This is a genomic window from Cytobacillus sp. GQ23 (assembly GCF_059758675.1).
In genome coordinates, this window is record NZ_JCAXER010000026.1 from 1 (window position 1) to 24,731 (window position 24,731).

Annotated in this window: 24 protein-coding genes, 1 pseudogene and 1 riboswitch; of the genes and pseudogenes, 9 read left to right on the top strand and 16 right to left on the bottom strand. The window is 39.8% G+C overall.

Going from position 1 to position 24,731, the window contains the following annotated elements:
- Positions 1–62: 62 nt before the first annotated feature.
- The 5 genes from AC6CHU_RS19710 to AC6CHU_RS19730 all read right to left on the bottom strand — a co-directional run bounded on the left by AC6CHU_RS19710 (position 63) and on the right by AC6CHU_RS19730 (position 4,015).
- Complete coding sequence (locus AC6CHU_RS19710) at positions 63–1,175, bottom strand: thermonuclease family protein (RefSeq protein ID WP_498122629.1); 1,113 nt, start codon at positions 1,173–1,175, stop codon at positions 63–65.
- A 97-nt stretch (positions 1,176–1,272) separates the two neighbouring features.
- The gene (gene sdaAA / locus AC6CHU_RS19715; protein WP_498122630.1) at positions 1,273–2,163 is read right to left on the bottom strand and encodes an L-serine ammonia-lyase, iron-sulfur-dependent, subunit alpha; all 891 of its coding nucleotides are present in this window, start codon (positions 2,161–2,163) and stop codon (positions 1,273–1,275) included.
- 31 nt (positions 2,164–2,194) lie between these two features.
- Positions 2,195–2,857 (bottom strand): L-serine ammonia-lyase, iron-sulfur-dependent subunit beta, encoded by a 663-nt coding sequence (gene sdaAB / locus AC6CHU_RS19720; protein ID WP_159869330.1) that lies wholly within the window; start codon positions 2,855–2,857, stop codon positions 2,195–2,197.
- Between the two features lie 78 nt (positions 2,858–2,935).
- Positions 2,936–3,619: a helix-turn-helix transcriptional regulator gene (locus tag AC6CHU_RS19725; protein WP_498122631.1), complete on the bottom strand. Its 684-nt coding sequence runs from the start codon at positions 3,617–3,619 to the stop codon at positions 2,936–2,938.
- A gap of 162 nt (positions 3,620–3,781) precedes the next feature.
- Positions 3,782–4,015, bottom strand: coding sequence for a group-specific protein (locus tag AC6CHU_RS19730; protein ID WP_159869327.1), 234 nt, complete (start codon positions 4,013–4,015; stop codon positions 3,782–3,784).
- Positions 4,016–4,149: 134 nt separating this feature from the next.
- Here AC6CHU_RS19730 and AC6CHU_RS19735 point away from each other — a divergent pair, with 134 nt between their 5' ends.
- Genes AC6CHU_RS19735 through AC6CHU_RS19745 form a run of 3 tightly spaced genes read left to right on the top strand, consistent with a single transcriptional unit; the run spans position 4,150 to position 6,644 of the window.
- On the top strand, positions 4,150–5,523 hold the full coding sequence (locus AC6CHU_RS19735) for a HAMP domain-containing sensor histidine kinase (RefSeq protein WP_498122632.1): 1,374 nt from the start codon (positions 4,150–4,152) through the stop codon (positions 5,521–5,523).
- On the top strand, positions 5,523–6,200 hold the full coding sequence (locus AC6CHU_RS19740) for a response regulator transcription factor (RefSeq protein WP_498122633.1): 678 nt from the start codon (positions 5,523–5,525) through the stop codon (positions 6,198–6,200). The genes AC6CHU_RS19735 and AC6CHU_RS19740 overlap by 1 nt, the downstream gene beginning before the upstream one ends.
- A 3-nt stretch (positions 6,201–6,203) precedes the next feature.
- The gene (locus AC6CHU_RS19745) at positions 6,204–6,644 is read left to right on the top strand and encodes a VTT domain-containing protein (protein WP_498122634.1); all 441 of its coding nucleotides are present in this window, start codon (positions 6,204–6,206) and stop codon (positions 6,642–6,644) included.
- A gap of 159 nt (positions 6,645–6,803) precedes the next feature.
- Here the strand turns inward: AC6CHU_RS19745 and AC6CHU_RS19750 are convergent, their stop codons facing one another.
- The 3 genes from AC6CHU_RS19750 to ltaS form a co-directional block, all read right to left on the bottom strand.
- Positions 6,804–7,403, bottom strand: a complete 600-nt coding sequence (locus AC6CHU_RS19750) for a YdhK family protein (protein ID WP_251283762.1) — start codon at positions 7,401–7,403, stop codon at positions 6,804–6,806.
- 186 nt (positions 7,404–7,589) lie between these two features.
- A complete protein-coding gene (locus tag AC6CHU_RS19755) occupies positions 7,590–7,919 on the bottom strand; it encodes a four-helix bundle copper-binding protein (RefSeq protein ID WP_159869315.1) in 330 nt (109 codons plus the stop codon).
- A gap of 121 nt (positions 7,920–8,040) precedes the next feature.
- On the bottom strand, positions 8,041–10,008 hold the full coding sequence (ltaS, locus tag AC6CHU_RS19760; protein ID WP_498122635.1) for a lipoteichoic acid synthase: 1,968 nt from the start codon (positions 10,006–10,008) through the stop codon (positions 8,041–8,043).
- Between the two features lie 315 nt (positions 10,009–10,323).
- On the opposite strand from ltaS, the pseudogene AC6CHU_RS19765 reads away from it, so the two are divergent.
- Positions 10,324–10,950, top strand: a pseudogene (locus AC6CHU_RS19765) (YczE/YyaS/YitT family protein).
- Positions 10,951–10,985: 35 nt separating this feature from the next.
- Here the strand turns inward: AC6CHU_RS19765 and AC6CHU_RS19770 are convergent.
- Positions 10,986–13,277, bottom strand: coding sequence for an ATP-dependent DNA helicase (locus AC6CHU_RS19770; RefSeq protein ID WP_498122636.1), 2,292 nt, complete (start codon positions 13,275–13,277; stop codon positions 10,986–10,988).
- Between the two features lie 157 nt (positions 13,278–13,434).
- Between AC6CHU_RS19770 and AC6CHU_RS19775 the strand changes: the two genes are divergently transcribed.
- On the top strand, positions 13,435–13,869 hold the full coding sequence (locus AC6CHU_RS19775; protein ID WP_498122637.1) for a hypothetical protein: 435 nt from the start codon (positions 13,435–13,437) through the stop codon (positions 13,867–13,869).
- Positions 13,870–13,973: 104 nt separating this feature from the next.
- The gene (locus tag AC6CHU_RS19780; RefSeq protein WP_159869300.1) at positions 13,974–14,159 is read left to right on the top strand and encodes a hypothetical protein; all 186 of its coding nucleotides are present in this window, start codon (positions 13,974–13,976) and stop codon (positions 14,157–14,159) included.
- A gap of 66 nt (positions 14,160–14,225) precedes the next feature.
- On the opposite strand, the gene AC6CHU_RS19785 is transcribed toward AC6CHU_RS19780, so the two are convergent.
- Positions 14,226–15,260 carry a mechanosensitive ion channel family protein gene (locus AC6CHU_RS19785; RefSeq protein ID WP_251283759.1) on the bottom strand — a complete coding sequence of 345 codons (1,035 nt, stop codon included), beginning with the start codon at positions 15,258–15,260 and terminating at the stop codon, positions 14,226–14,228.
- 136 nt (positions 15,261–15,396) lie between these two features.
- Here AC6CHU_RS19785 and AC6CHU_RS19790 point away from each other — a divergent pair, with 136 nt between their 5' ends.
- A complete protein-coding gene (locus AC6CHU_RS19790) occupies positions 15,397–16,482 on the top strand; it encodes an AI-2E family transporter (RefSeq protein WP_159869294.1) in 1,086 nt (361 codons plus the stop codon).
- A 107-nt stretch (positions 16,483–16,589) separates the two neighbouring features.
- On the top strand, positions 16,590–17,639 hold the full coding sequence (locus AC6CHU_RS19795) for a M42 family metallopeptidase (protein WP_159869291.1): 1,050 nt from the start codon (positions 16,590–16,592) through the stop codon (positions 17,637–17,639).
- Between the two features lie 48 nt (positions 17,640–17,687).
- Here AC6CHU_RS19795 and AC6CHU_RS19800 read toward each other — a convergent pair whose 3' ends face one another.
- The 4 genes from AC6CHU_RS19800 to AC6CHU_RS19815 all read right to left on the bottom strand — a co-directional run bounded on the left by AC6CHU_RS19800 (position 17,688) and on the right by AC6CHU_RS19815 (position 20,917).
- On the bottom strand, positions 17,688–18,227 hold the full coding sequence (locus AC6CHU_RS19800) for a M15 family metallopeptidase (RefSeq protein WP_498122638.1): 540 nt from the start codon (positions 18,225–18,227) through the stop codon (positions 17,688–17,690).
- Positions 18,228–18,400: 173 nt separating this feature from the next.
- The gene (locus tag AC6CHU_RS19805; RefSeq protein ID WP_498122639.1) at positions 18,401–19,225 is read right to left on the bottom strand and encodes a MetQ/NlpA family ABC transporter substrate-binding protein; all 825 of its coding nucleotides are present in this window, start codon (positions 19,223–19,225) and stop codon (positions 18,401–18,403) included.
- A 23-nt stretch (positions 19,226–19,248) separates the two neighbouring features.
- Positions 19,249–19,914, bottom strand: a complete 666-nt coding sequence (locus AC6CHU_RS19810; protein ID WP_159869441.1) for a methionine ABC transporter permease — start codon at positions 19,912–19,914, stop codon at positions 19,249–19,251.
- Positions 19,904–20,917: a methionine ABC transporter ATP-binding protein gene (locus tag AC6CHU_RS19815; protein ID WP_159869282.1), complete on the bottom strand. Its 1,014-nt coding sequence runs from the start codon at positions 20,915–20,917 to the stop codon at positions 19,904–19,906. The genes AC6CHU_RS19810 and AC6CHU_RS19815 overlap by 11 nt, the downstream gene beginning before the upstream one ends.
- An 80-nt stretch (positions 20,918–20,997) precedes the next feature.
- Positions 20,998–21,102: riboswitch (SAM riboswitch) on the bottom strand.
- Between the two features lie 192 nt (positions 21,103–21,294).
- Here AC6CHU_RS19815 and AC6CHU_RS19820 point away from each other — a divergent pair.
- On the top strand, positions 21,295–21,486 hold the full coding sequence (locus tag AC6CHU_RS19820) for a CsbD family protein (protein ID WP_498122640.1): 192 nt from the start codon (positions 21,295–21,297) through the stop codon (positions 21,484–21,486).
- A gap of 46 nt (positions 21,487–21,532) precedes the next feature.
- Here the strand turns inward: AC6CHU_RS19820 and AC6CHU_RS19825 are convergent, their stop codons facing one another.
- On the bottom strand, positions 21,533–22,519 hold the full coding sequence (locus tag AC6CHU_RS19825) for a C40 family peptidase (protein WP_498122641.1): 987 nt from the start codon (positions 22,517–22,519) through the stop codon (positions 21,533–21,535).
- 290 nt (positions 22,520–22,809) lie between these two features.
- A complete protein-coding gene (gene selB / locus AC6CHU_RS19830; protein ID WP_498122656.1) occupies positions 22,810–24,699 on the bottom strand; it encodes a selenocysteine-specific translation elongation factor in 1,890 nt (629 codons plus the stop codon).
- Positions 24,700–24,731: the final 32 nt, after the last annotated feature.

The window sequence follows — 24,731 nt, forward strand, 5'->3', positions numbered from 1 at the left end:
TATATGTGATTATTACAGTATTAAAATCCAATGTATGCTGATGTGATTATTCAGTATGTGAATTACCTTTCACACGCATAATTATCCTTATCTCTATCATGCTTTGAGTCATAGGCAGGATGTGTCGACGGCACACCATCTGGATATACCTTCCTTAACTCAGTACAGTTTTGGTAGGACTCCGTGCTGCCTTCTGCTGGTGATGAATTTCCGGTTGTACCACTGCTGTTATTTGATCCGCTGCTGCCTGCATTCCCGGAGCTTGATGATGAACTGCTTGCTGCTGCAGAATCCAGGTCTCCTTTAGTCGTTCCTTCATCTCCGAGGGCCCATAACCCTTTGTTGGAATCTCTTGCTTCCCTGCCGAATTTTCTGAAGTATTCACTATATTTTACATCCGGATTATAGGTGGATGGCTCAGCATAACCTTTCAGAACCAAATGGGCATTGAACATTTTTTCACGTATTTCATCTTCGTCCAAATCATCCGCTGGGATGTCCAGCCAAATGATTCTCAGCAGGCGGCCATATCGATCTGTGTCTGAGACATCCTTTTGCATCCAGATTTTTTTGCCCGTCAGCTCAGATTTAGTAAATTGGCTCGCTTCTTTTCCATATTCTTCTACTCTCGTTGTTGATTCTGGAGTGTTCACTCCAATCAGGCGGACTTTTCTTCCGTCAGTAGTTTCGATCGTGTCACCATCTACTACTCTGCCAACGACAACTGATTCCAGACCTAAGCTATGTGCTTCCTGACTTTGAACCTGTTCCTGTTTTTGTTTTTCAGCTTCTTCCTGCTTCTGTTTTTCTTCCCTCTCTGCTTCTAACCTTGCTTGCCCCTCTTCTTGTTTTTTTACTTCCTCTTCATCAGCTTTCTCTTGGGCAAGCCTTTCTTGTTCGGCCTCCTGATCTGTTTCTATTTGTTCCTTCTCAGGTTCATTTACAGTTTCAGTTGCATCGGAATCCGCAGTTGCTAAAAAAATGGATAAAATGAAGCCTGCAGCCATAATCAAGCCTGATTTATTAAAATTTATTTTATACTTCCGGTACTGATTATTTAAATATAAGCCTAGTAAAAAGACAGCTAATCCAATAAAAGCCGCGGGTGCAGCTATGCCCATTAACAGCATAAACAAAATAACAATAGTGATTATAGTCCCTCTTATAACTTTCAAACTCTTGTTTCTCTCCCTTTGAAAAATAATCCTTAGTAATCATATCTTTTTTTCTTCAAATATAAACACCAATTCACTAATGAACTGGTGTAATAAGTCACTGAATTATACTACTGTTTTTTCCAAAAATTTCTTCCTGCAGCCTCCTGCCAGTTGGTGTTGCAGCCAGTCCGCCCTCAGCAGTTTCCCTAAGCGCTGATGGCATGGATTGCCCGATAAGGAACATTGCGTTAATGACTTCATCACATGGTATTCTGCTTGTAATTCCCGCGAGAGCCATGTCTGCAGCTGTCATAGCATTGGAAGCCCCCATGGCATTCCGTTTTACACATGGAACTTCTACTAGTCCGGCAACGGGATCACATACTAGGCCCAGCATATTTTTTAATGTGATCGCCATAGCTTCTGCTGCTTGTTTGGGTGTCCCGCCTGCCATTTCTACAATGGAAGCTGCGGCCATGCCGCTTGCAGACCCTACTTCAGCCTGGCATCCCCCAGCTGCACCTGATATAGAGGCATTGTTTGCCACAACAAAGCCAAATGCTGCAGATGTAAATAGGAATTCGATCATTTCCATGCGTGTTGGTTTGAGGACTTCTTTAACAGCGAACAATGTACCGGGCACCACGCCAGCCGAACCTGCTGTAGGTGTAGCGCATATTGTGCCCATTGCTGCATTTACTTCATTGGTTGCAACTGCTTTGCTGACAGCATCCAATAAGATATTCCCCGATAAAGCCTTTCCACTTTGAATGTACTTTTGCAGAAGGACTGCATCACCGCCTGTAAGTCCTGTAACAGATGTTACCCCTTTCAGTCCCCTCTCAACTGCCTGTTCCATGACAGTCAGGTTGCGGTCCATTTTGGCGATAATTTGATCACGTGTTAATCCTGTTACTTCTATCTCCTGCTGAATCATGATTTCAGCGATTTTTACACCTTTATTTTCAGCGAGCTCTACAAGCTCCGCAACATTTCTAAATAACATGAGATTTTCCCTCCTGATGACCAGCTAACTATTAGTCAACCATTCTGATAATTTGTGTAACATTCGGAAGACCTTCAAGCTCAGTCATCACATCCTGGCCGATCTTCTGATCCACTTCAATGACCATGATGGCCATTTTACCTTTTTCCTTGCGTGAAACTTCCATATGGCCAATGTTGATCTGGTGCTTGGATAGTATATTCGTTACAGCGGAAATAACACCAAACTGATCGTTATGAACAACTAAAATGGCAGGATGTTCCCCTGACAATTTAAGTTCGAAGGAATTCAGTTCAGTTATTTCAATTGTCCCTCCGCCAATGGATATTCCTACTAGTTCAATTTCACGATCCCCTTCAGAAAGCTTCACTCTTACAGTATTAGGATGATCTGTAACGGTATTTTCAACTGTAAAAATAACTTCAATTCCCGCTTCTTCAGCTAGTTGAAGGGCAGAAGGAATTCGCTCGTCAAAGGTATCAAAGTCAAGGATACCGCCAACAATGGCAACATCTGTGCCATGTCCTTTATAGGTTTTTGCAAATGAACCATATAAAGAAATCTCTGCTTTGGATGGCTGTTTTCCAAAAAGAGTCCGGGCAACACGGCCAATGCGTGCTGCTCCAGCTGTATGTGAGCTTGAAGGTCCGATCATAACCGGGCCAATAATATCAAATGCTGATCTATATTTCATTTTGTATGCCCCTTTACTTTTAAGGTCTTTAAATGACTATAGCTGAAATGATAACATCAGCTATATAAATAACTCTTCTTATTTATGCTCCAGGGCTGCTTCCGGATGGAGCTCATTAATCGTTCTTATTTTCTGAAGGTAATTATAGATGGTAAACTTAGAAACCCCTAGGACAGATGCAACATAATCAGTTGCACCTTTAATGAGGAACGTCCCTTTGTCTTCAAGCTGGCGAACACATTCAACTTTTTCTTCCAGCGTCATTAATGAAGGTGCCTTTTTAAAGCCCTGCAGGACCTGATCCACCATCTCGTGAATAACATCCTGGACAGAATTAAAAAAAGTTTCCGATTTAGAGGATTGTTCATCAAAGCTGATAAATTCTTCAATTTCTCCTCCAAATTGCATGAGCAAACTAATATCATAATTAAGGCATAATGCACCAATTACTTTATTCTCATCATCACGGAGAAAAATCGTAGATGATTTCAGCACATTCCTTTTTTTCGACTGAGTTTTATAATTGGCTATATCTTTTACCTCATTTTTATGACTGGCCAATTCATTCAATACAAGATCGGTAATGGGTGAGCCGATTTTTCTGTCTGTTATATTTCCTGCTATATGAATAAGCGATTTTTTTAAGTTGCTGAAATCGTGCACAGCCACTTCACAGCGGGAACCGAACATTCGGACAAGCATATCTGCAGTCCGGATCGCCAGGTCAAAAACAGGTCTATGGCATTCCTTCAACTTTGTCACTCCCTTTTATGAAACCGCTTTCAATATTATACTACACTATTTTTCTCTTAGTTTTATAATACCATAAAAACAATTTAGTTAAAATAATATTTTAATAACTACAAAAAAATTGTAATATACATAAAAAATTGCCGCAGATTAATCAACTGCGGCAATTCAATATTAAACATTCTTTAATACAAGGTAAAGTCTGTTAACACGCTCTGTTCGTTCTTCTTCAGAAGCAAGATCAAATTTTTTCAGCAGATGGAAGACCTCATTTAAGATATCCTGTGTATGTTCCTGCTGGAAAAATGCCTGAAACAGAGCCTTCATCTCTTCCGGAAGGAAATCCCTCTGCTGTTCAAATTTTGTTTGAACATCTTCTGGTGTATGGTCCAATTTACATTCGCTCATTTAAAAACCTCCTGTATGACATCATACTTTCTATTTTACCTTCTACAGTCCTATTAAAACATATACCTCTTCTGCACAGTTTCTTCAAACATTTCGACTATAATAGAAGTACTTGATTTGAAATGGGTGGTTCTTTGAAAAAACTTTCCATGAAGCTGGGACTTCTGTTCTTTCTGATTCTATTTGGGCTTGAAACTATTATGTTCTTCTTTTTACATAGTACCCTTGTTGAATCTCGTGTGGAAGATGAGCTCATAGCTCTGCAAATACGAGGCAATTCACACCGTGCCATACTTGAAAAGCATTTTGATGAAAATACGATATCCCATGTAGCTCTGATGGAATCTGAAGCAAATACAGATGTAGTTATTACGAATTCGAAAAAAGAAATCCTAGGTGCTTCTGTTGACAGCAGTTTGATCCAAAGATACATAGAAATGGCGATTATGTCTCCTGAAAGGGAAGGCAAAACCATCGGGGACAATTGGAAAGAAGAAGATTATATCTCAACAGTCAGTCCAATCGAACAGAATGGAGTACTTATTGGCTTTGTATATATGTTTCAGGATACATCCTGGATTCAGTCGTTAATCTCGCGCTTAAATGAACAATTTTTGATCGCCGGGTTGATGGCCGTCATTTTTACTATCACTATTATCATCTTTTTATCAAAGGCCCTGGCGAAACCGCTCATTAAAATGAAGGAAGCCACCTCTCAAATAAGCAGCGGTGATTTTTCAGTTTCCCTTCCTCAAACCGGTGATGATGAACTTGGGGATTTAGCGCGTTCTATCCAGTTACTGGCGGACGACCTGAATTACCTCAAAGAAGAACGCAATGAATTCCTATCCAGCATATCGCACGAGCTTCGCACCCCTCTTACATATATAAAAGGATATGCGGATATAGTCCAGAAGCGGAACCTTAGCCAGGATGAAAGACATCAGTATTTATCGATAATCCTGGAGGAAACGAACCGGCTTTCAGATATGGTTAAAAATCTTTTCGATCTGGCTAAGATCGATAAAAATTCCTTTGAAATTATAAAAAAGCCAATAGATCTGAACGAATTTATGAAAAAAATTGAAACAAAGTTTTCTCCTGCCTTCACTGAAAAAGGCATGCAGCTATCTGTCAGCTGCCGTGAATCCATCACCATATCTGCAGATGGATCCAGGCTTGAGCAAATTATATTTAATCTTCTGGATAACGCGATTAAGTACTCCTCAGCTGGCGATAAAACAACTGTAGACGTAAGCAGGACAAAAAAACATATCATCATTAGAATAAATGATTCCGGAAGAGGGATTTCTGAAGAGGAACTGCCCTTTATTTTTAATCGTTTTTACCGAGTGGATAAATCACGTGGAAGAGCTCTTGGAGGTGCAGGTCTTGGACTCGCCATTGTTAAGGAACTTGTCTATGCCCATGGGGGAACTATATCTGTCTGCAGCATAAAAGATGAAGGAACAGAATTTGAGCTTGTTTTAAAGGGAGAAATCGAATAATGAAGACTATACTTTTGGTTGATGATGAAACTAGAATGCTGGATTTAATTTCTTTATATTTAGCCCCCCGCGGCTACAAATGCATTAAATTGTCTTCAGGTACAGAGGCCTTGCTTTACTTGGAAACCCATTCTGCAGATCTTGTCCTTTTAGATGTTATGATGCCTGAAATGGATGGATGGAAAGTATGCAGGGAAATTAAAAAATATTGGGACATTCCCATCATCATGCTTACTGCCAAAAGCGAAAAGCCCGACATTGTAAAAGGATTAAATATCGGTGCAGATGATTATATTTTAAAGCCATTCGATGAAGAGGAATTATGTGCCAGAATGGAAGCGGTTTTGAGAAGAAGTAAAAAAGGTGAAAAAACCAAAACCTTTAAAGGGCTGAAACTCAAAGAAGATTCTTTTGAGCTTTCCTATAAAATGAAAGAAATCCTTTTAACTCCTAAAGAGTTTTCAATGTTAAGCCTTTTCCTCTCAAATCTGAACAGAGTTTTTTCAAGAGAGCATTTAATAGGAGCTGTATGGGGCTATGGAGTGTCAATCGAAGACCGCACCATAGATTCGCATGTAAGAAATTTAAGAGAAAAATTAAGAAAAGCAGGGTTTCCTGCAGATGAGTATCTGAAAACAGTCTGGGGTTTAGGCTACAAATGGACCAGAAAGGATTAATTGATGTTTTCTGATATCTTCGAATGGCTTTCAGAAGAACCGATATTGGCAGCTTTATTTAGCATATTCATGAACATTGGTGCAGCGATTACAGGATTCCTCCCAAGTGCCTTTATTACTGCTGGAACAGTTGCCGTATTTGATTTAAAAATTGCACTAGCCCTTTTGATTTTCGGAGAAGCTGCTGGTGCAATTGTTAGCTTTATACTCTATCGCAAAGGAATCACTAAGCTTACCTCCTCTTTTCCTAAGCTAAAGAGTAACAATTTTTTTTCAAAACTCCATAATGCGGATGGCCATCTTGCCTTCTTCATGGTTCTTTTGCTGAGAGTCTTGCCGTTTGTCCCATCAGGGGCAGTTACACTGGCAGCAGCATACAGCAGAATCAGGCTTATGCCTTTTGGCATTGCCAGCACCATCGGAAATCCCTGCTTTAATTATTGAAGCCTTTGCGGTTTCACATGCATTAAAATTGAGAATGGAGCTGCAAATAGCCATTTTCCTTTTAGTTGCTTTTTCATTCTTGGTTTATTATTTATGTAAGAATGCTAAATTAAGTTAAGGGGCTTATCCTCAGCAGATAAGCCCTTTAACTTTCTTATATTATTCAGCAGGAGATAGCTCGCTCTCTGTTACCCACATGTGATTTTTAACCTTCTGCCCATCGGCTGTAGTAAAGTCAACCATATAGACAGTTGTTTCCTGCACAGAATCGATTTCGGCAGCTGCGCCTTCCATCCCATTCATGTGGCTTGCATTTAATATTACCTCTTCTCCTTCTTTAAATGGTTCCTCCCCTGCATCAGCAATCTCCTCGTGAACTACCCATTTATGATTTTCAACTTTTTTACCGCCTGTGGCTGGTGTATAGGAGACCGTATATACGGTTGTATCATAAGCACCTGAAATGGTTGCTTTCGCTCCCTCCATGCCCTCCATATGTCCTTCTGTAATAAAGGCCTTGCTGCCCACTTCATATTTAGGGTTTTCAGCTTCCTTTATTCCTTCAGGAACATCGCCGGAGCCAGAATGATCCATGCCCGCATGGCCTTCTGAATGGCCGCTGCTTTCATTATTTGCTGTGCCCTCTTCCTTGCTGGTATCTTCCACTCCTGAATTTCCGTCATTTCCACCGCATGCAGCTAAAGTTAAAGCTGCAGACAAAGAAACAAACCATATGGCGAATTTTTTCCTTATCAGCATATCTATTCCTCCTTTTCTTTCAGTTAGTATGGCAAAAAATTATGCAGAAATTATGGAACAGATATACAAAAGGCTAATTTACTCTCCTTCTAATTATAAAAATATGTAAAATTATTTATTGCTCGGCATTGTAAAAAAATCGGATTGAAAACAGACATCCTGCACGATGTCTGTTTGGTATGCTGATTAGGAAGCCATGTTACGGCATGTATCTGCACACATAAAGCATGCTTCTGCACAGCGCTGGCAATGAGCATGGCCGTGTTTTTTGCATTCCTTTCCGCACGCTTCACAAATATCTGCACATAAAGTGCAAATTTGTCTGGCAAAAGGGCTGTTTGACCCCATTGACTTAACTGCAAAGGCACAGAAGTCTGCACACTCTCTGTCCAGCCGAATACAATCTGTCATCATTTGAACATCTTCTTCATCTAAGCATGCGTCATAGCATGCATTACAGGCTTTCATGCAGTCTAAACAAGCCTGAATACATTCTTCAAAGGTTTGACTATACACTTTATCATCCTCCTTTTTAATACTTATACTTTACACAGATACTCTACCCGTGCATTCTTTTAGTAAACTGCGTTTTCGGTAATAAAAAGAGAGCAGAGAATGATCTCTCTGCTCCTTAACTTTACTTCTGTATACCCGGCCCATTTCTTTCCTCTTTAAAAGGCAGTTCTTTCTTTACATAAGAGTAATCATTCCTGTCTATTGGAACAAATCCTTCCGGCTTATAAAAGCGCAGCAGGTCTTTGTATACAATGTTGTCTGACATTTCAAGCTCTTTTTTTGCCTGATCTGAAAATGGCCTGCATGCACTTGCCTCCGCTATTTCACCTGTTTCAGTATAATAGCAGGTTTCTTCAATCTGTGTATATTCCGGTGAAATAAAGTTGCCGTTTCGGAATGGGACAACTTTACGATGTTTTTTTGATAATAAATCAGATCCCATTTCAAGGTGATCTCTTGTATCAATACCCAGCAGATGCAGGAGAGTCGGACGCACATCTACCTGTCCCCCAACATTATGGACAATTCCGCCATCTACTCCAGGAACATGTACGAATACTGGCACCCTTTGAAGCTTGGCATATTCAAATGGAGTGATTTCTTTTCCGATCACCTCTGCCATTGCCTCGTTGTGGTTTTCGGATATGCCGTAATGATCGCCATACAGGACTACTACTGTATGATCATACAATCCGGAATCCTTTAAATCATTAAAGAACTGCTCAAGTGCCTGATCCATATAATTCGCAGATTGAAAATAGTGATTAACCACATCATTATCTGTTTCTCCTTCTGGAAATTCAGTATCCCACTCATCCATTTCAAAAGGGAAGTGATTAGAGAGAGTGATGAACTTTGTGTAAAAAGGCTGTGGAAGACTGGTCAGCATTGGTATGGATTCCTTGAAGAATGGTTTATCTTTCAATCCATAGTTTTTCGTGTTCTCATCGTTCATATCGTAATATTCTGCATCGAAAAATTTATCATAGCCCATGGTTTTATACATTTCGTTCCTATTCCAGAATGTTTTGTAGTTGCCATGGAAAGTTGCTGAAGTATAGCCATGCGGCTTTAAGATAGCAGGAGTGCCATGAAAAGTATTTTGCGCTTTTGTTACATAAACAGCTCCCTGTGACATGGGATAAAGCGATGTATCCATAATGAACTCTGCATCAGAAGTCTTTCCCTGTCCTGTTTGATTGACTATATTATCAAAGTAAAATGTCTTGCCGCTATGTGCCAGTGAGTTCAGGAAAGGCGTAACTTCTTTCCCATTCAGCTTGTAATCAATAATGAATGTCTGCAGTGATTCCATCGATACATAAATAACATTCATTCCCTTGGCTTTCCCGAAATAATCAGGGTTTGGAGGTGCGTATTTTGCTTTAACATAGTTCTCCACTTCAGTCACATCATTCGAATCTGCAAGAGCCCTCTGGCTGGCAGACTTCGCATTTTGCACAATATCATAAATAGTGAAGTTGTATGCACCAAGGTATTTCACCAAATAATTGCGGTCGAATGAACGAGTAAGCAATTCAGGGCGGTCATTCTCGGCTATTTCAAGATTAATGAAGAATACAATGATTCCTGCAGTTATAACAGCCAAAGCAGGTTTTCGGCTAATTTTCTTTTCAGGCTGGTACCATCTCCTAAGTGCCAGAAAAAGAAGGAGCAGTGTATCTGTAAAATAAAAAATATCCAAAGGGGACATTAACGACAGAGCGCTATCGCCCAGCTGCCCGCCATTCACTTTTGCCTGCATAAGTACGGGTACTGTAATGAAGTCGTTAAAGAATCGATAATAGACAACATTTGCATAAAGCAGAAAGGACAAAAATAAATTTAATCCAATAAGCATACCTGACTGCATTTTCCCTTTAAAAAATAAAGCAAATCCCAGGAATACAAGTGTTGAACTTAAAGGATTCAGAACCAGCAGAAATCGCTGTATGTCATTATTGATCCCTAAATTAAATTCAATTCTATAAGCGATATACGTTTTTAGCCAAAATAGGATAACAATCAGAAAAAACACTGCAAGACTGCTCTTTGCCAACTTCTTAGGCGAGTTAAATAAGTTTCCCATAAACGTGGATTCACCTCTTAAATTGTAAACAAGCGAAAAGAAGATTTTATTTATGTAAAATTTTTGCAGATACAGAATTAATAAATAGTGAATGAATGTAAAATAATATATCACAGTTTCATATCAATGAAAATGGATATCTTCTTAATAACATTCGCCCTTTTCCTCCAAAAACCAACAATTTAATTTATATCCTGTTGCCTATTTTGTTTTAATGGTAAAATGAATTTTCCCTTCATAAATTCAATGCTGAAGGAGTATTGATTTTAAAAAGGGCCAAGCTAAAATTAATCATAGTTGGATTGGAGAGTCTTCATGAAAGAACGTCTTTTATTTTTTATTTTTGGGATGCTGATCCTGACAATGGGTGTTGCGCTGATTATCAGGTCAAACCTTGGAGCTTCTGCGTGGGATGCCCTGGCGGTTGGTGAATCGCAAATGTTTAACTTAACAGTTGGCACCTTTGTTTTTATAAATGGAGTTGTACTCATTTTTATAAACGCTTTCTTAATGAAAAGAAAGCCTTAAATCCTGGCTGCCATTTCCATTCTGATTATTGGCGCACTGATTGACTTTTGGCTTCTCATCATTTTCGGTGACCTTTCGCCGCAGTCATTAGCAGGGCAAGCAGCCATATTGCTTTTTGGCATCCTTTCGATGGGGATTGGAGTTGCGATCTATCTTCAGGCTAATTTTCCGGCAAGTCCTATGGATACATTAATGGTAGCCATCCATACCAGATTCGGATTAAACCTGAGAAATTCAAGGATCATCAGCGAAAGCTTTGCTTTGCTTCTTGCTTTTTTATTCAGAGGTGCCATCGGAGTAGGCACAATCGTCGTCACATTAACTCTTGGACTAGTTGTGCAATTCTTTTACCCGGTTTTCCAAAGAGCACTCCAAAAACTGCAGGCCCCCAAAGATCCTGTGATTACTAAGTAATAAGCTAACATCCTGCTCTTAGAGCAGGATGTTTTTTAACCTCTTAATATTTCAAAATCCTTCCATTCCTCAGGAAGGAGGGACTGATACTTTGCCTGCATATACCTGTCATCCATTAAAACAATCATGCCTGTATCTTCTTCAGAACGGATCAGACGTCCCCCTGCCTGCAGAACCTTGTTCATACCAGGATACGTATAGGCATAATCATAGCCGTTTTTTCCTTGCTGATGAAAATAAGCTTTCATAATGTTGCGTTCGAACCCAAGCTGGGGAAGCCCTACACCAACCACAAACACACCATTCAGCCTATCTCCCTGCAAATCAATCCCTTCTGAAAAAATTCCACCCATGACAGCGAACCCCAATAGAGTTCCAGAAGGATTTGGCTTAAATGCATCCAGAAACCTCTCCCTTTCTCCTTCATCCATTCCAGCCTTTTGAATGATAACATTTACTGACAGTTCCTCATCGAGTAACCGTCGATAGACATCCTCCATGTATTGATATGATGGAAAAAAAATCAAGTAATTCCCCTTCTGTTCCTTTAACATGTTCCTTATAGTACTGACGATCGGCCTGATAGATCCCACACGGTCACGATATTTTGTGGAAAGCGGCTGTATGTAAACCTTAGCCTGATCTTTGGAGAAAGGGGAGGGAACGGATAAAATAAAATCATCCTCTTGATAGCCAAGCATGTCCAAATAATAATTTAGAGGCATTAAGGTTGCAGAAAAAAAGATAGCTGACTTATATCCTTTTCTTGCCTTGTGCAAAAGATTAGATGGATCCAGGCAAAATAATTTAATGATCAGGTCATTTCTCTGCTTTTGAATATACGTTACGAACCTTGCATCATACAATTTTCGTATTCTGATAAAATCCTGGGCAGCAAAGAATACTTCCAGCAATTCTTCATCGATATTGAATCGGTTTTGTCCCAGATAGGCTTCAGCATATTGAACAAATTCCTCAAGAACTTCAATAAGCTCCTCTGGGGGATCTTTTTCTGCGATTTCCTGCTGCTCGCCACATTTCTTTTTAAATGCAATCAAAATTGAGTTTACCCTTTTTGCACTTTTTTGAACTCCTTCATCCTTTCCCTTAAAGCTTCTGCTCAATTGAAGAAAGGCTGATTTCTCAAGGGAACTTGAATACATTTCCCTTCCGCGGTCCACAAGGTTATGTGCTTCATCAATCAGCAGAGATGTTTTCCTTTTATCCTCTTCCAGCAATCTTTTCAGTGAAACCTTAGGATCGAAAATATAGTTATAATCACCAATTATGGTGTCAGCTGCATATGCAGCATCCAATGAAAATTCGAACGGGCAGACTTTATGCTTCATCGCATATTGTTCTATTGTCGTTCTGGGTATCATAGTCTCATTTGTCAGGAGGTCAAGTACAGCATTATTAATTCTGTCGTAATACCCATTGGCAAATTCGCAGCTGTCTTTTTGGCAATTGGTCTTTTCCTTAAAGCAAATTTTGTCCTTGGCCGTAATTGTGACCGATATAAGATTCAAACCATTTTCCCTCAGCAGGTTAATGGCCCCTTCTGCAGCCTGACGGGTAATCGTTTTAGCTGTGGCATAGATAATCCTCTGAATATGACCTTCCCCAATGGCTTTTAATGCGGGAAAGAGGGTGGAAATGGTCTTGCCGATGCCTGTAGGTGCGTTGGCAAATAAGTTTTTCCCCTCAGCTATGGTTCTGTAAACCCCCACTGCAAATTTCCTCTGGCCATATCGATATGCCGGAAAAGGAAAAGTCAGTTCCTGAAGACTTTTTCTTAATTCCTTTTGATGCCGGACCCTTAATTCTGCGTATGGGTAATAGAATTCGACAAGATGCATTATGAATTCTTCCAGTTCACTATAAGAATAGCTTTGCTGAAATCTTTTTACTTCCTCTGTTTTAGCCTGTACATATGTTAATTGGACAGTCATTTCCGGAATATTATGGTCCTTCGCATACATGTAAGCATAACATTTAGCCTGGGCCCAATGGACAGGATACGTATATTCCTCAATTTCAGATAGCGGGAGGGAAACTGACTTAATTTCATCAATAATATGTTCTCCATTTCTAATAAAAAGTCCGTCACACCTGCCCTCAAGCTGAAAATCGAGGTGCTTGAAGGGTATGGCTGTGTGCAGAAATACCTCTTTTTGGCCTTCATCGCCATAAAGTTTTTGAATCCGCTGATGAATCCTTGTTCCTTGTGAAAGCGGCACTGAAGAACGGAAGCCTGTTTCAATGCTGCCGCTTTTATATACATATTCAACTAGCGATCTTACTGATATTTTTATCTTATCATGCATTGAAACAGCTCCTTACATTTTCACCCCTCAATTATAGCACGTACGTTCTGTATTTAAAAAGATTTGTAAATTCAGGAAAAGACCATTTACAATTTAAGAAGAAAGAATATGAAAGGAGTGTGAACGGAACTGTTCGTTTCTTGAGCAGCCCATAAAGTTGAAAAAAATTATTTTTTTGACCATCATTGGAGGGTCTTTTATTCTATTGGGATTCCTCATCTATTTTGCTTCAATGAATTTCATATCTAACAAAGTAATGACAGCAGTTGCCGGAAGCATCACTGAGGATGATCTGGAGATGCTAGCCAGTGACCCAAATGTAGAGGCCCTACTGGGAAGCAGCAAGGTAGATTTAAAAGCTGTAGATCTTCAAAAGACAACATTGCCGATCAAGACAAAAGAAGAGGCTGTGCAAAAGATTTCAGAAAGTTTTTCAATTGATGAAATTCAGCAGAGTGTCTCAAAAGTAAAAGGCGGACTGACTGCTGAAGAGCAAAATGAACTTTACAGTCTTTTAACAGAAAGGCTATCGGAGGAAGAAATAAATGCCCTGAAAATCATTGCTGTACAGGAAGCATTGATGAATCAATAGGTAATTCTTAAGACCTATTTTCGACTTATTCTGAAGATTCGTGATAATCAACCAAGCAAGATTTCTCCCTTTTCATAATTTAATATGGAAAGGAGGGATTGATAATGTACCAATTGGCATTATTATATCTTGCATGTATGCTTGCTGGCTACGGCTTGACAATGGTTCCTGTTTCTGCAGTTATTACTTCAGGTATTGCCAGCTTTTTTACCATTGTCGGCAGTCTGGCCATGATCATCTTTGGCCTTGCCATCCTGTATCTTGGAATAAAAGCTTTGTTAGGAAAATAGCTTTACTTCAAAAAACACCAGCCTTTGCGGCTGGTGTTTTTATTCTTTCTCATGTTAACAGAACCGTTATTCACCGGTCAGCTGCTGTGCTGAGGCAAGCTCAATTTCATTTTGATAAAAGCTCTCTGCAATTACATGCCTAAGCCTGCTTTCAAATTTCTGCTTGGCTTCAAAGTTTGCAACAGGCACTTCTATCAGAAAGTCCATGGCCTTACTGCGAAAATCCACAAAACGGATATCCGGTGCAGGTTCCATTAAAACCCCTTCTGTTTTATGCAATTCCATGTCCACTGCTTCTATCATTAGCTTTTCGACTTTTTCAGTATCAGTGCCGTATGCAACGCTGATTTGAACTTGGGCGAGCATTTCTGAACCTGTCCGATTTCTGATGATTTGTTCGATAAAGTATTGGTTTGGCACAATCAAGGTTCCCTCTTTAGCCGTGCGGATAATAGTAGATCGGAGACGGATGCTCTCAATTGTTCCAATTTTGTTGTTGATTTCAATCACTTCCCCAATCTCGATCGGCCTCTCGAACAGAATGATAATGCCTGAAATAAAGTTACCGGCAATATTGCGCAGGCCGAATCCTATCCCAATACCGAGGACACCCAGTATGGCAGCAGCTGCTGTTAAATCAATCCCAACCGCAGTCAGGCTGATGGCGAACGCTGCAATCATGACCGTGTAATAGATCATTCTGTTGAATGAATAGCCGAGTCCGCGGTCAACTCCATAGAATTCATAAACAGATGTTAATACATATTTGGTGAAAACATTTACGATCCGATTTGCAAGAGAGACTGTCAAAAATGCTACAATTATTAAATAAAGTGTCACATCTACTTCCCCTGCTGTGAACAGGGTATGAAAAAGCCACTTTTCCCTTGAAAAATGGTACAGGAATAAAATGATAATTCCATAAAAAGCAGCCCAGTTTACGAGTGAAGAAACTCCCTTGATGATCCGATCGTTCTGTATGGACTTGCCCCTCATCTTTTTCACCAGTAATTCAACTGTCCATTTGGCAGCCAATATCACTCCTGCAAACAATAAAAACATCAGCGCTTCCTGAATGGTTACATCTTTAATAAATAGCATCGTCAGATTCCCTCACCTGTTATATGTTTCATTCTTAAACTATTCCTCTTACATAGATTATTAAACCGGTGTTTAATACTGTTTAAAAAAAGGAACAGTGTGTATTAAATACATAAATAAGGGTTGGGGTATATGCATGTGGATCAATAAACCATTTTTTAAATATGCAGCGGGCACCATATTCGTATTAATCATCATTTTTCTCCTTGGGAAGATTGATTATTTTTTATGGCCAATCCGTGCCCTGATAGCAACTATTTTCTTCCCGGTCTTAATTGCCGGCATTTTATACTATATACTAAGACCCCTTGTGAGGCTGGTCTCAAGAGCTGTGCCAAAAACAGCAAGCATTTTGCTTATTTTTGCTGCTGTCCTGGGTATAGGCTACCTAGGATTTAACCTGCTTGGATCTGTAATTGGAAGCCAGATTGCTGAAATTAGTGAAAGCCTGCCTGCTAAAATGGAGGACTTATCGGATGAAACGGAGAAAGTGGTGGAGGAAAATAATATGGGCATGTTCTCCTATGACCGTGTCAAAAATAAAGTGCTGAACTTCCTGGAAACCCTTTTATCAGGGGCAGGAGAAAACGTAATGAAAGTATTTTCTACCATAACAAGCATTGTCACAGTCATCGTTGTTGTACCTTTTATCTTATTTTACTTCCTTAAGGATGACCACAAGCTCAGGCCTTTTCTTTTAAAATACCTGCCTGACAAACACGAGGATGAAGGCCAGCGAATTTTAGGGGATATAGACAAAACCTTATTTTCCTATGTAACCGGCCAGTTTATTGTGGCAGTTGTTGACGGTGTGTTAATGTATGCCGGGTATAAGATTATCGGATTGGAATACGCATTAATATTAGCTGTATTTGCCATGTTCCTGACAGTTGTTCCCTTTCTAGGTCCTGTACTCGGCATCATTCCTGCAGTATTCATCGGGTTATTGCAGGGACCGGGAATGGTATTAAAAATCATATTGGTTCTGATTTCAGTTCAGCTGCTTGAAAGCAATCTCGTCTCGCCTCATGTGATGGGCAAAAGACTTAACCTCCACCCGCTTACAGTCATTATTATCTTAATGGCTGCAGGATCCATTTATGGTTTTATCGGAATCCTGATTGCTATACCTTTTTATTCAGTCATAAAGGTTCTGGTAAAAGACTTCAGAAGATTTTACCGATTAAGAACAAGGAAAAGTCTGCTATCCGAAGAAATTTAAATTAAACTGCCGATCTGGCAGTTTTTTTATTTATAAGACATGCTTATCCCAAGAAATCACAGTATAATAAGAATTGCGCGTGAATAATTTGAGAGGAGATATTCTATATGGTATATCCAGACATGAAAGAAACCATTAACTTATTAAAAGAAATCGTTTCTATTCCAAGTCCTTCCGGAAATACAAATGAAGTTATTACATATGTAGAAAAGTTTTTGAATGAGCTTAATGTTGAAACGAAACGTAACCGGAAAGGAGGCCTCATTGCCTCCCTCCCCGGAAAAGACGAAAAAAACCACAGGATGCTGACAGCTCACGTTGATACCCTTGGCGCGATTGTTAAGGAAATTAAGCCGAGCGGACGTCTGAAAATTGATTTAATTGGCGGATTTAAATATAACTCAATCGAAGGCGAGTATTGTGAAATTGAAACATCATCAGGCAAAAAATTCACAGGAACAATTCTGATGCATCAGACTTCAGTTCATGTCTATAAGGATGCCGGGAAAGCAGAAAGAAACCAGGAAAACATGGAAATCCGCCTCGATGAAAAAGTTAAGAGCGATGATGATGTCCGTGAGCTTGGAATCGGTGTCGGTGACTTTGTATCCTTTGATCCTCGTGTGCAGACCACACCGGCAGGTTTCATTAAATCAAGGCATCTTGACGACAAGGCAAGTGTCGCGATCCTTCTTCAGCTGATTAAACAGCTGAAAACCGAAAACATTGAGCTGCCTTACACAACCCATTTCCTAATCTCAAACAATGAGGAAATAGGCTATGGCGGCAATTCCAATATTACACCGGAAACGGTCGAATATCTGGCTGTTGATATGGGGGCAATGGGAGACGGGCAGTCGACAGATGAGTATACCGTTTCCATCTGTGTCAAGGATGCAAGCGGCCCTTACCACTATGAACTAAGAAAGCGTCTGGTTCAGCTTGCCAAGGATAATGGAATTGAGTACAAGCTTGATATATATCCTTTTTACGGATCTGATGCTTCGGCAGCCATCCGCGCAGGGCACGATATTGTCCATGGCTTAATCGGACCGGGGATTGATTCTTCCCATGCATTTGAACGTACACATGAGGACTCGATTGAGAATACGGCTAAGCTGCTGTATCACTATGTACAATCTGAAATGGTAATTTAAGAAAAGAGAAGAACCTTCACTCATTCATGGGTGGAGGTTCTTTTATCATCATTCAGCTTCAGGAGGCCTCTTCCCTCTTTGCAGCTCCCAGATGGAAAGTCCAAAGTCCAGTTGAAGATGAGGATAGTCCTTGAATTTAGCCCAATCCCCTCCCCATTCAAACCCAAGGTTTTTTGCGATTGCAACCACTTCCATCCAATCCGCTTTGCTGTTTCCGTTTCCGTCATACTGCATATCCCATATCACCTGGCCATCTACGGACAGCAGTGCGAAATCAATCGCCAGACCAAAATTATGGTAGGACTCTCCCCCTTTTGCATGGGTAACAATATTCCCCTCAGCTGTACGTCCCTTTTCATATAGGGCATTCTGTTCCTCTATACTTCTGAAATCCTGGGTAATGACAACATTGATGCCGTTAGCGGCAGCCTGAGCGATCAGCTCATCCTTCTTTTCAGCTACTGCAGGATGAAGAGCGGTTGGAGGGGGCCCATCCTTTAAATCAGGATCTGCAGAAAACTGAATATATTGATAGACTAAAAGCCATACAGTTGCTAAGACTAAAAAAAAGAAAAATAATCTTCCCAATTGTTTAAAAAACAATATTATATGTCCTTTCTATGGAGGATCATTAAATAGACCTTGTTTATTTTATCAGGATTTTAAGAAAACTTCACTAATAATAGATTGTATTCGATTTATGGCCTGATAAATAAAAAAATACGCCAGAAGGTCTGGCGCATTCTCTTATTAATATTTTTTTATTTCATCCACTCCGGCTTACCGAAGCCTTCAAACTGTTCATCGATAACCTTTTCGAATTCATCAGATTCAACAGCTGCCTTTAAGTCCTTGGCTAGTTGTTTATCTGTATTTTTCGTGTCAATTACGACTCGATTTCGGTACTTATCTGGCATGTCCTCTAGTTGCAGTGCATCGAGCAAATCCATCTTTGCAGCGAGGGCATAGTTTCCTGGTACGGCTGATAAATCAACACTGTCCACTGCACGCGGCAGCTGGGCAGCTTCAATTGGCTTAAACTGCAGGTTCCTGACATTGTCTTCTACATCTTTTTCAGAAATAGTAAGCGGATCAGCTTCTGCATTTATTGTGATAAGTCCTGCATCCTCAAGGATTAAAAACGCGCGCGCCGCATTCGTTGGATCATTTGGTATGGCAATAGCTGAACCTTCTTTGATTTCCTCGAATGAAGCGAATTTTTTTGAATAAATGCCCATTGGGGCAGTTGGGACGGTAATCACTTCTGACAGCTCAATATTATGTTCTTTTGCAAAAGTCTCCATATAAATTTTATGCTGGAAAAGATTAGCATCCAGGTCTCCTTTTGAAAGGGCAAGGTTAGGCTGGATATAGTCACTAAATTCTACTACATTTACTTTATAGCCTTTATCTTCAAGAATTGGCTTTATTGCTTTGCTGACCATGTCACTGTATGGACCCGAAGTAGCACCAATGCTGATATTTTTCTTATCACCGCTTGCCTCGGAAGATGAGTTCTCACTTCCGCACGCCGCAAGTACAGCAAATGTAAGCATAAGTATGAATGCAAATGTTATCTTTTTCATTTTATTTCCCCCTGATGATATTTTTATCTTTTATCAACTAATCTGGCGATCCGGTCCCCGGCAAATTGGAAAATCTGGACTAGACAAATTAGAATAATAACAGTTGTGAACATGACTGTATTGTCATAACGGTAATAACCAAAGCGTATCGCAAGGTCCCCGACTCCACCGCCGCCGACAATACCTGCCATTGCAGAGTATGCTACAAGACTGATGACCGTAATGGTAATTCCCTGAACAATCCCCGGCTTTGCCTCAGGTACGAGTACATCCTTTACAATCATCCACGGTGTAGCCCCGACTGCTACAGCAGCCTCAATGACACCTTTATCAATCTCTCTTAAAGACTGTTCTACAACCCTCGCAAAAAACGGAATGGCAGCAACTGAGAGTGAAACCGATGCAGCAGTCGGTCCAATGGTCGTTCCGGTAATCAAATTAGCTAATGGCAAAAGAGCAATTAGCAGAATAATGAACGGAATGGAACGGATCATATTGACAATGAAGCCGACAATGTTTTTAAAAACGGTATTTTCCAAAAATAGACCCTTATCAGTTACAAAAAGCAAAACACCTGTTGGCAGACCAACAATGATGGCTACTGCAATAGATATTCCAACCATATAAATGGTCTCTAAAAATGCTTTATTCAGTTCCGGCAGTATAGCTATTAAACTTTCAAGCTGCATCACGAACCACCTCCAAATTCCTTGTCCGGTCTGTAATATATTGAATGGCTCTTTCGACTTCAAGCACAGGACCTGTTATCGCCATAACAAAAATCCCGAGCGGTTTTTCCTGAATGTATTCGATTTTTCCATGAAGGATATTCCCCTTCACTTTAAATTGCTGAAACACCTCAGAAATAACAGACTCCTCTGCAATTCTTCCCTGGAAGTACACCTTAATAATCTTGCCTTCACGTTCCTTTAAAAGCTTCTCAGGCAAGTCAAATTGAAGCACGCTATTAATGAACTTTTTGGTCAGCGCTTCTCTCGGGCTGGCGAACAAATTATAGACCTTACCTTCTTCAATTACTTTTCCATCCTGCATGACAGCCATTCTGTCACATATTTCTTTAACAACTTCCATTTCATGTGTAATTAGTACAATGGTCAGATTTAATTCTTTATTAATTTTTTTCAACAGAGACAAAATGGACTTGGTAGTGCTTGGATCAAGTGCTGATGTAGCCTCATCACACAAAAGAACTGATGGATTGTTTGCCAGTGCACGGGCAATGCCAACACGCTGTTTTTGCCCGCCGCTAAGCTGTGATGGGTAGACATCCCTCTTATCCGTTAATCCGACCATATCAAGCAATTCATGAACTCGTGCTTCTATTTCAGTCTTCGTTTTGTTTGCTGCTTTTAAAGCAAAAGCAATATTTTCGAATACGGTTTTCGAACTAACCAAATGAAAATGCTGAAAAATCATGCCAATTTTTAAACGCGCCTGGCGAAGCTCTTTCTTGCTTAAAGACGTTAAAGATAATCCATCAATAAGGATTTCTCCAGAAGTGGGCTTCTCCAATAAATTTAAACACCGCAGCAAAGAGCTTTTGCCTGCTCCACTGTATCCGACGATGCCAAAAATCTCCCCTTTTTCAATCTTAAGCGATACATGATCAACACCAGTTACTTTACCTTTCTTAGTTTCATAGACTTTTTCAAGTTCTTTAATTTCTATCATGCAGATCCCCCCAGTTTCATTGCCCCTTTTCAAACAAAAAACCTCTTTCCATTCGGGAAAGAGGCATCGTTATGTATCACGACTTATCTTTCAGAATGAAATCATTCTGCAGGAAGTGGCACCGTTCCATTATGGAGGTTGCCGGACGTCATAGGGCCTGATCCCTCAGTCACTCTTGATAAGTAAATTATTTAATTGATAGTAAAAATAATATATCTATAATAATAAATTGTCAATAAGTTTTTAATTTTCCATCATTATAAGAAACACATTCGTTATGGTTTGAGAAATAAAAATGCTTTTTTATTATATCAATTGTTTGGACTTTTTCATTTTGGGTATTTAAGAAGTAAGCAATAACTTAGGAGGGTGCAAATATGAATAGAGAACAAACAAAAGGGAATGCTGACCAATTTAAAGGTGAATTAAAAAAACAATACGGCAAACTGACCAATAACGAATCTAAAGAAGCGGAAGGCAATATGGATAAGTTAAAAGGACAAACCGAGGAAAAATGGGGAGACGCAAAGGAAGCTCTTTCCAAGACTTTTAATGATCGAAGAGATTAAAAAAAAGTACTCAGTGCTTATTAAAGCGCTGAGTACTTTTTTATAACTAAAAAGTGGTTTTTGCCCCTAAGTAACGAGGCTTCCAATAAGAATTATTCATATCGCTTATTTCTACACCCCGTGAAGAACCGGCATGAATGAACTTATAATCGCCAAGATATATTCCAGCATGTGATGGACCTGATTGGTAAGTCTCAAAGAATACCAAATCTCCCACTTTTGGTGAGGCAACATGTTTTGTGGCACTCCAAATGGATGCAACTGTACGAGGAATAGAGATTCCTGCTTTCCCATATACATAGTTCAAATAGCCGCTGCAGTCAAATCCTGCAGGAGTGCTTCCTGCCCATTTATAAGGTGAACCGATGTATTTTTTTGCTTCAGAAATAAGTTCATTTACCTTGGATGTCGATTGAGCAGCTACCTGTGATTCTGCCGGCTTGCTTGCTGCAGCACCTGATACCTTTATCGTTTTGCCGGCATAAATGATGTCTGAAGTAAGATTATTCAAGGCTTTTAACTGTGAAACCGATAGGTTATGGCGAGATGCAATACCTGAAAGAGTATCTCCTCTTTGGATAGTATAAGATCCAGTGCTAGCAGGAAGAGAAGGTACAGCAGTGTTAGCCGAACCTTTCACTTTTAGCTTTTGTCCCGGATAAATCGTGTCACTGCTGATTCTGTTTAAACTCTTAAGGGTACTGACAGAAAGGCCGTGTGTTCTTGCAATTCCCCATAAAGTATCGCCTGATTTCACTGTGTAGCTGACTGTACTGACAGAAGAACCGCCAGCTGCTGCGTCATGGCTGTGCGGTGCCAGCAGAGTCAGAGCTTGTCCTTTATAAATTATTGAGCCTGATAGATTATTCCATGTCTTTAACTCTTCAATTGAAAGATTATTAGAGCGAGAGATTCCCCATAAGGTGTCACCAGACTGAACTATATATTTATTTTCATGTGCACTTGCTTCTCCATTGAACGGTGTAATCAAAAAACCAGCTGTCGCAGCCATTGTAAGTAGTTGTTTCTTCAAGTTGTACACTCCTTAAATTTCTTTGACATCCTAATATTAGTAATATTTCTAGTAAAATCCTATCTGAAAATAATGGACAAATAAGAAAAAATATCAATTTTTTCATGTTATTTCCTTTATTGGTTAATTCGCAGTACATTTATCCTGCATTTAATTGGGTTAATTACCATAATTTCAGGAAGACATGGGTAGTTTATCACCATAATTCAAATTATTCTAATTAAACTTTTTTCTTCTGAACAAACTAAAAAGACCAGCATTCAGATGCTGATCCTTCTAAATAAGATATTTTAAATCCAAATTCTTTTATTTTCTGCTCTGCGTGTCATTCCTAAAGAATCAAGTTTTTCAAGGAAAGGGATCATATACTTTCTGGAAAGACCCAATATCTCTTTTGCATCCCCAACCTCAAATTCAGCAGCAGTGCTCTTTTTCAGTTCTTCCACTGCTTTTCTAAAATGAACACCATGCCAATAGTATTGAGCATCAAGCGGAACTGCGATTTCCTGGTCTTCCAAAAATCGTTTTAAGTCTCCTTTGAGATTCTCTGGGATTCCTGCAGAAGCATAATATTGATCGAAAGGCTTTACTGTATAGCCATCTTTTTTTAATTCAACAATTAGATTGTCAGTGCGTTTCTGCCAGCTTTTAGGTACATGGGGATAGAAATCCTTATACTGCAGAAACTGGCCTTTGCGTTTGAAAAGATTTTCTTTAATCCCTGAATTCAAAACAAATTCAACCAGTATTTTAGGGTATTTATTCTGCATTGCCTGAAGCAATTCTGCTTTATTAATCCCTTGCTTCATTGCATTTTCCTGGTGGAACTCATTCAGGCGGTCAGCTATCTCTTCCTCTATTGCCTCTTTAATGACTACTAAAGTGAATTCCTTGTTATTAATGTTCAGAAAGTCTTCTTCTTTTAAAATTTCTTTAACCGTCCATTCATCAAGCGAGGTTTTTGCTATAATTTGTGAAGGTGTTAGGACCATTTCTTCGGACATCGCCGCTTTTATACGATCTTTCGGTGTCCCTTCTTTTTTTCTGCTTAAATCTTCAATGGTTTTTTGGCCGAACCGGTATTTTTCCCCATTAGGATCGATAACCCAGCCACCGCCGATTGTCTCCTGGGGACTTGGCCGCCTTAAAATGAACCTGTCTCCCCTTTTGGCGACAACTTCCTCTTCTAAACGGAGCTGGCAGAGGATTTCTCCTTCAGAATTGGATAATTCATTTCGGTCAAAAAAGACAATTTTGCCCATGACCTCGGCTGTACCAATATGACATTTGATCGGCATTCTCTGTTTGACGATATGCTCTAAATCTCCCACCATTCTTACTGAAACATCAATAATTTTCGTAATGCTGAAATGCTCCGAGGATACGAGGACCTCGCCCCGTTCAATTTCCTCCTTTGACACACCCGAAAGGTTAATGGCCGCCCTTTGGCCTGCAAATGCCGCCTTTGCGGGCTGATGATGAACCTGCAGCTGGCGTGCCCTGGTCTCAATACCCTTTGGCATGATTTTCAGAAGCTGTCCTTCCTCTACTATACCTTCATAAACTGTGCCTCTTACTACAGTTCCCTGGCCTTTCACAGTAAATACCTGATCGATTGGAAGGCGGAATGGACCTTTTACATCCCGTCTGTCCTGTTTCTTCAAAGTATGGATAATTTGCTCCTTTAGCTTTTCAATACCTTTGCCTGAAAGGCTATCTGTTAAAATAAATGGAGCTTTTTCAAAAACTGTACCTTTCAGTTCCTCAAAGATTTCTTCCTTTACCAGGCCGGTGAACTCTTCATCCACACGATCAATTTTAGTTATGGCAACAATGCCATTGCGGATCCCCAGAAAATCAAGAATTTCAAGGTGTTCTCTTGTTTGCGGCATAACTCCTTCGTCAGCTGCCACAGCCAGGATGACTAAGTCAATACCTGCAACACCAGCAATCATTTGCCTGATAAAACGTTCATGACCGGGTACATCCACTACTGAAATTTGAATTTCCTCATCTTCATGTAAAGGGGCAAATCCCGGTTCTATGGATATTTGCCTCTCTTTTTCCTCTTTAAGCCTATCTGTATCCACATTTGTTAATGCTTTTGTCAATGTGGTTTTTCCATGGTCGATATGGCCTGCCATACCGACTGTAAAGAATCTTTTCTTCAAATCTGCCACCTGCTTCTTTTTGCATTCTATTTCAACTTTAT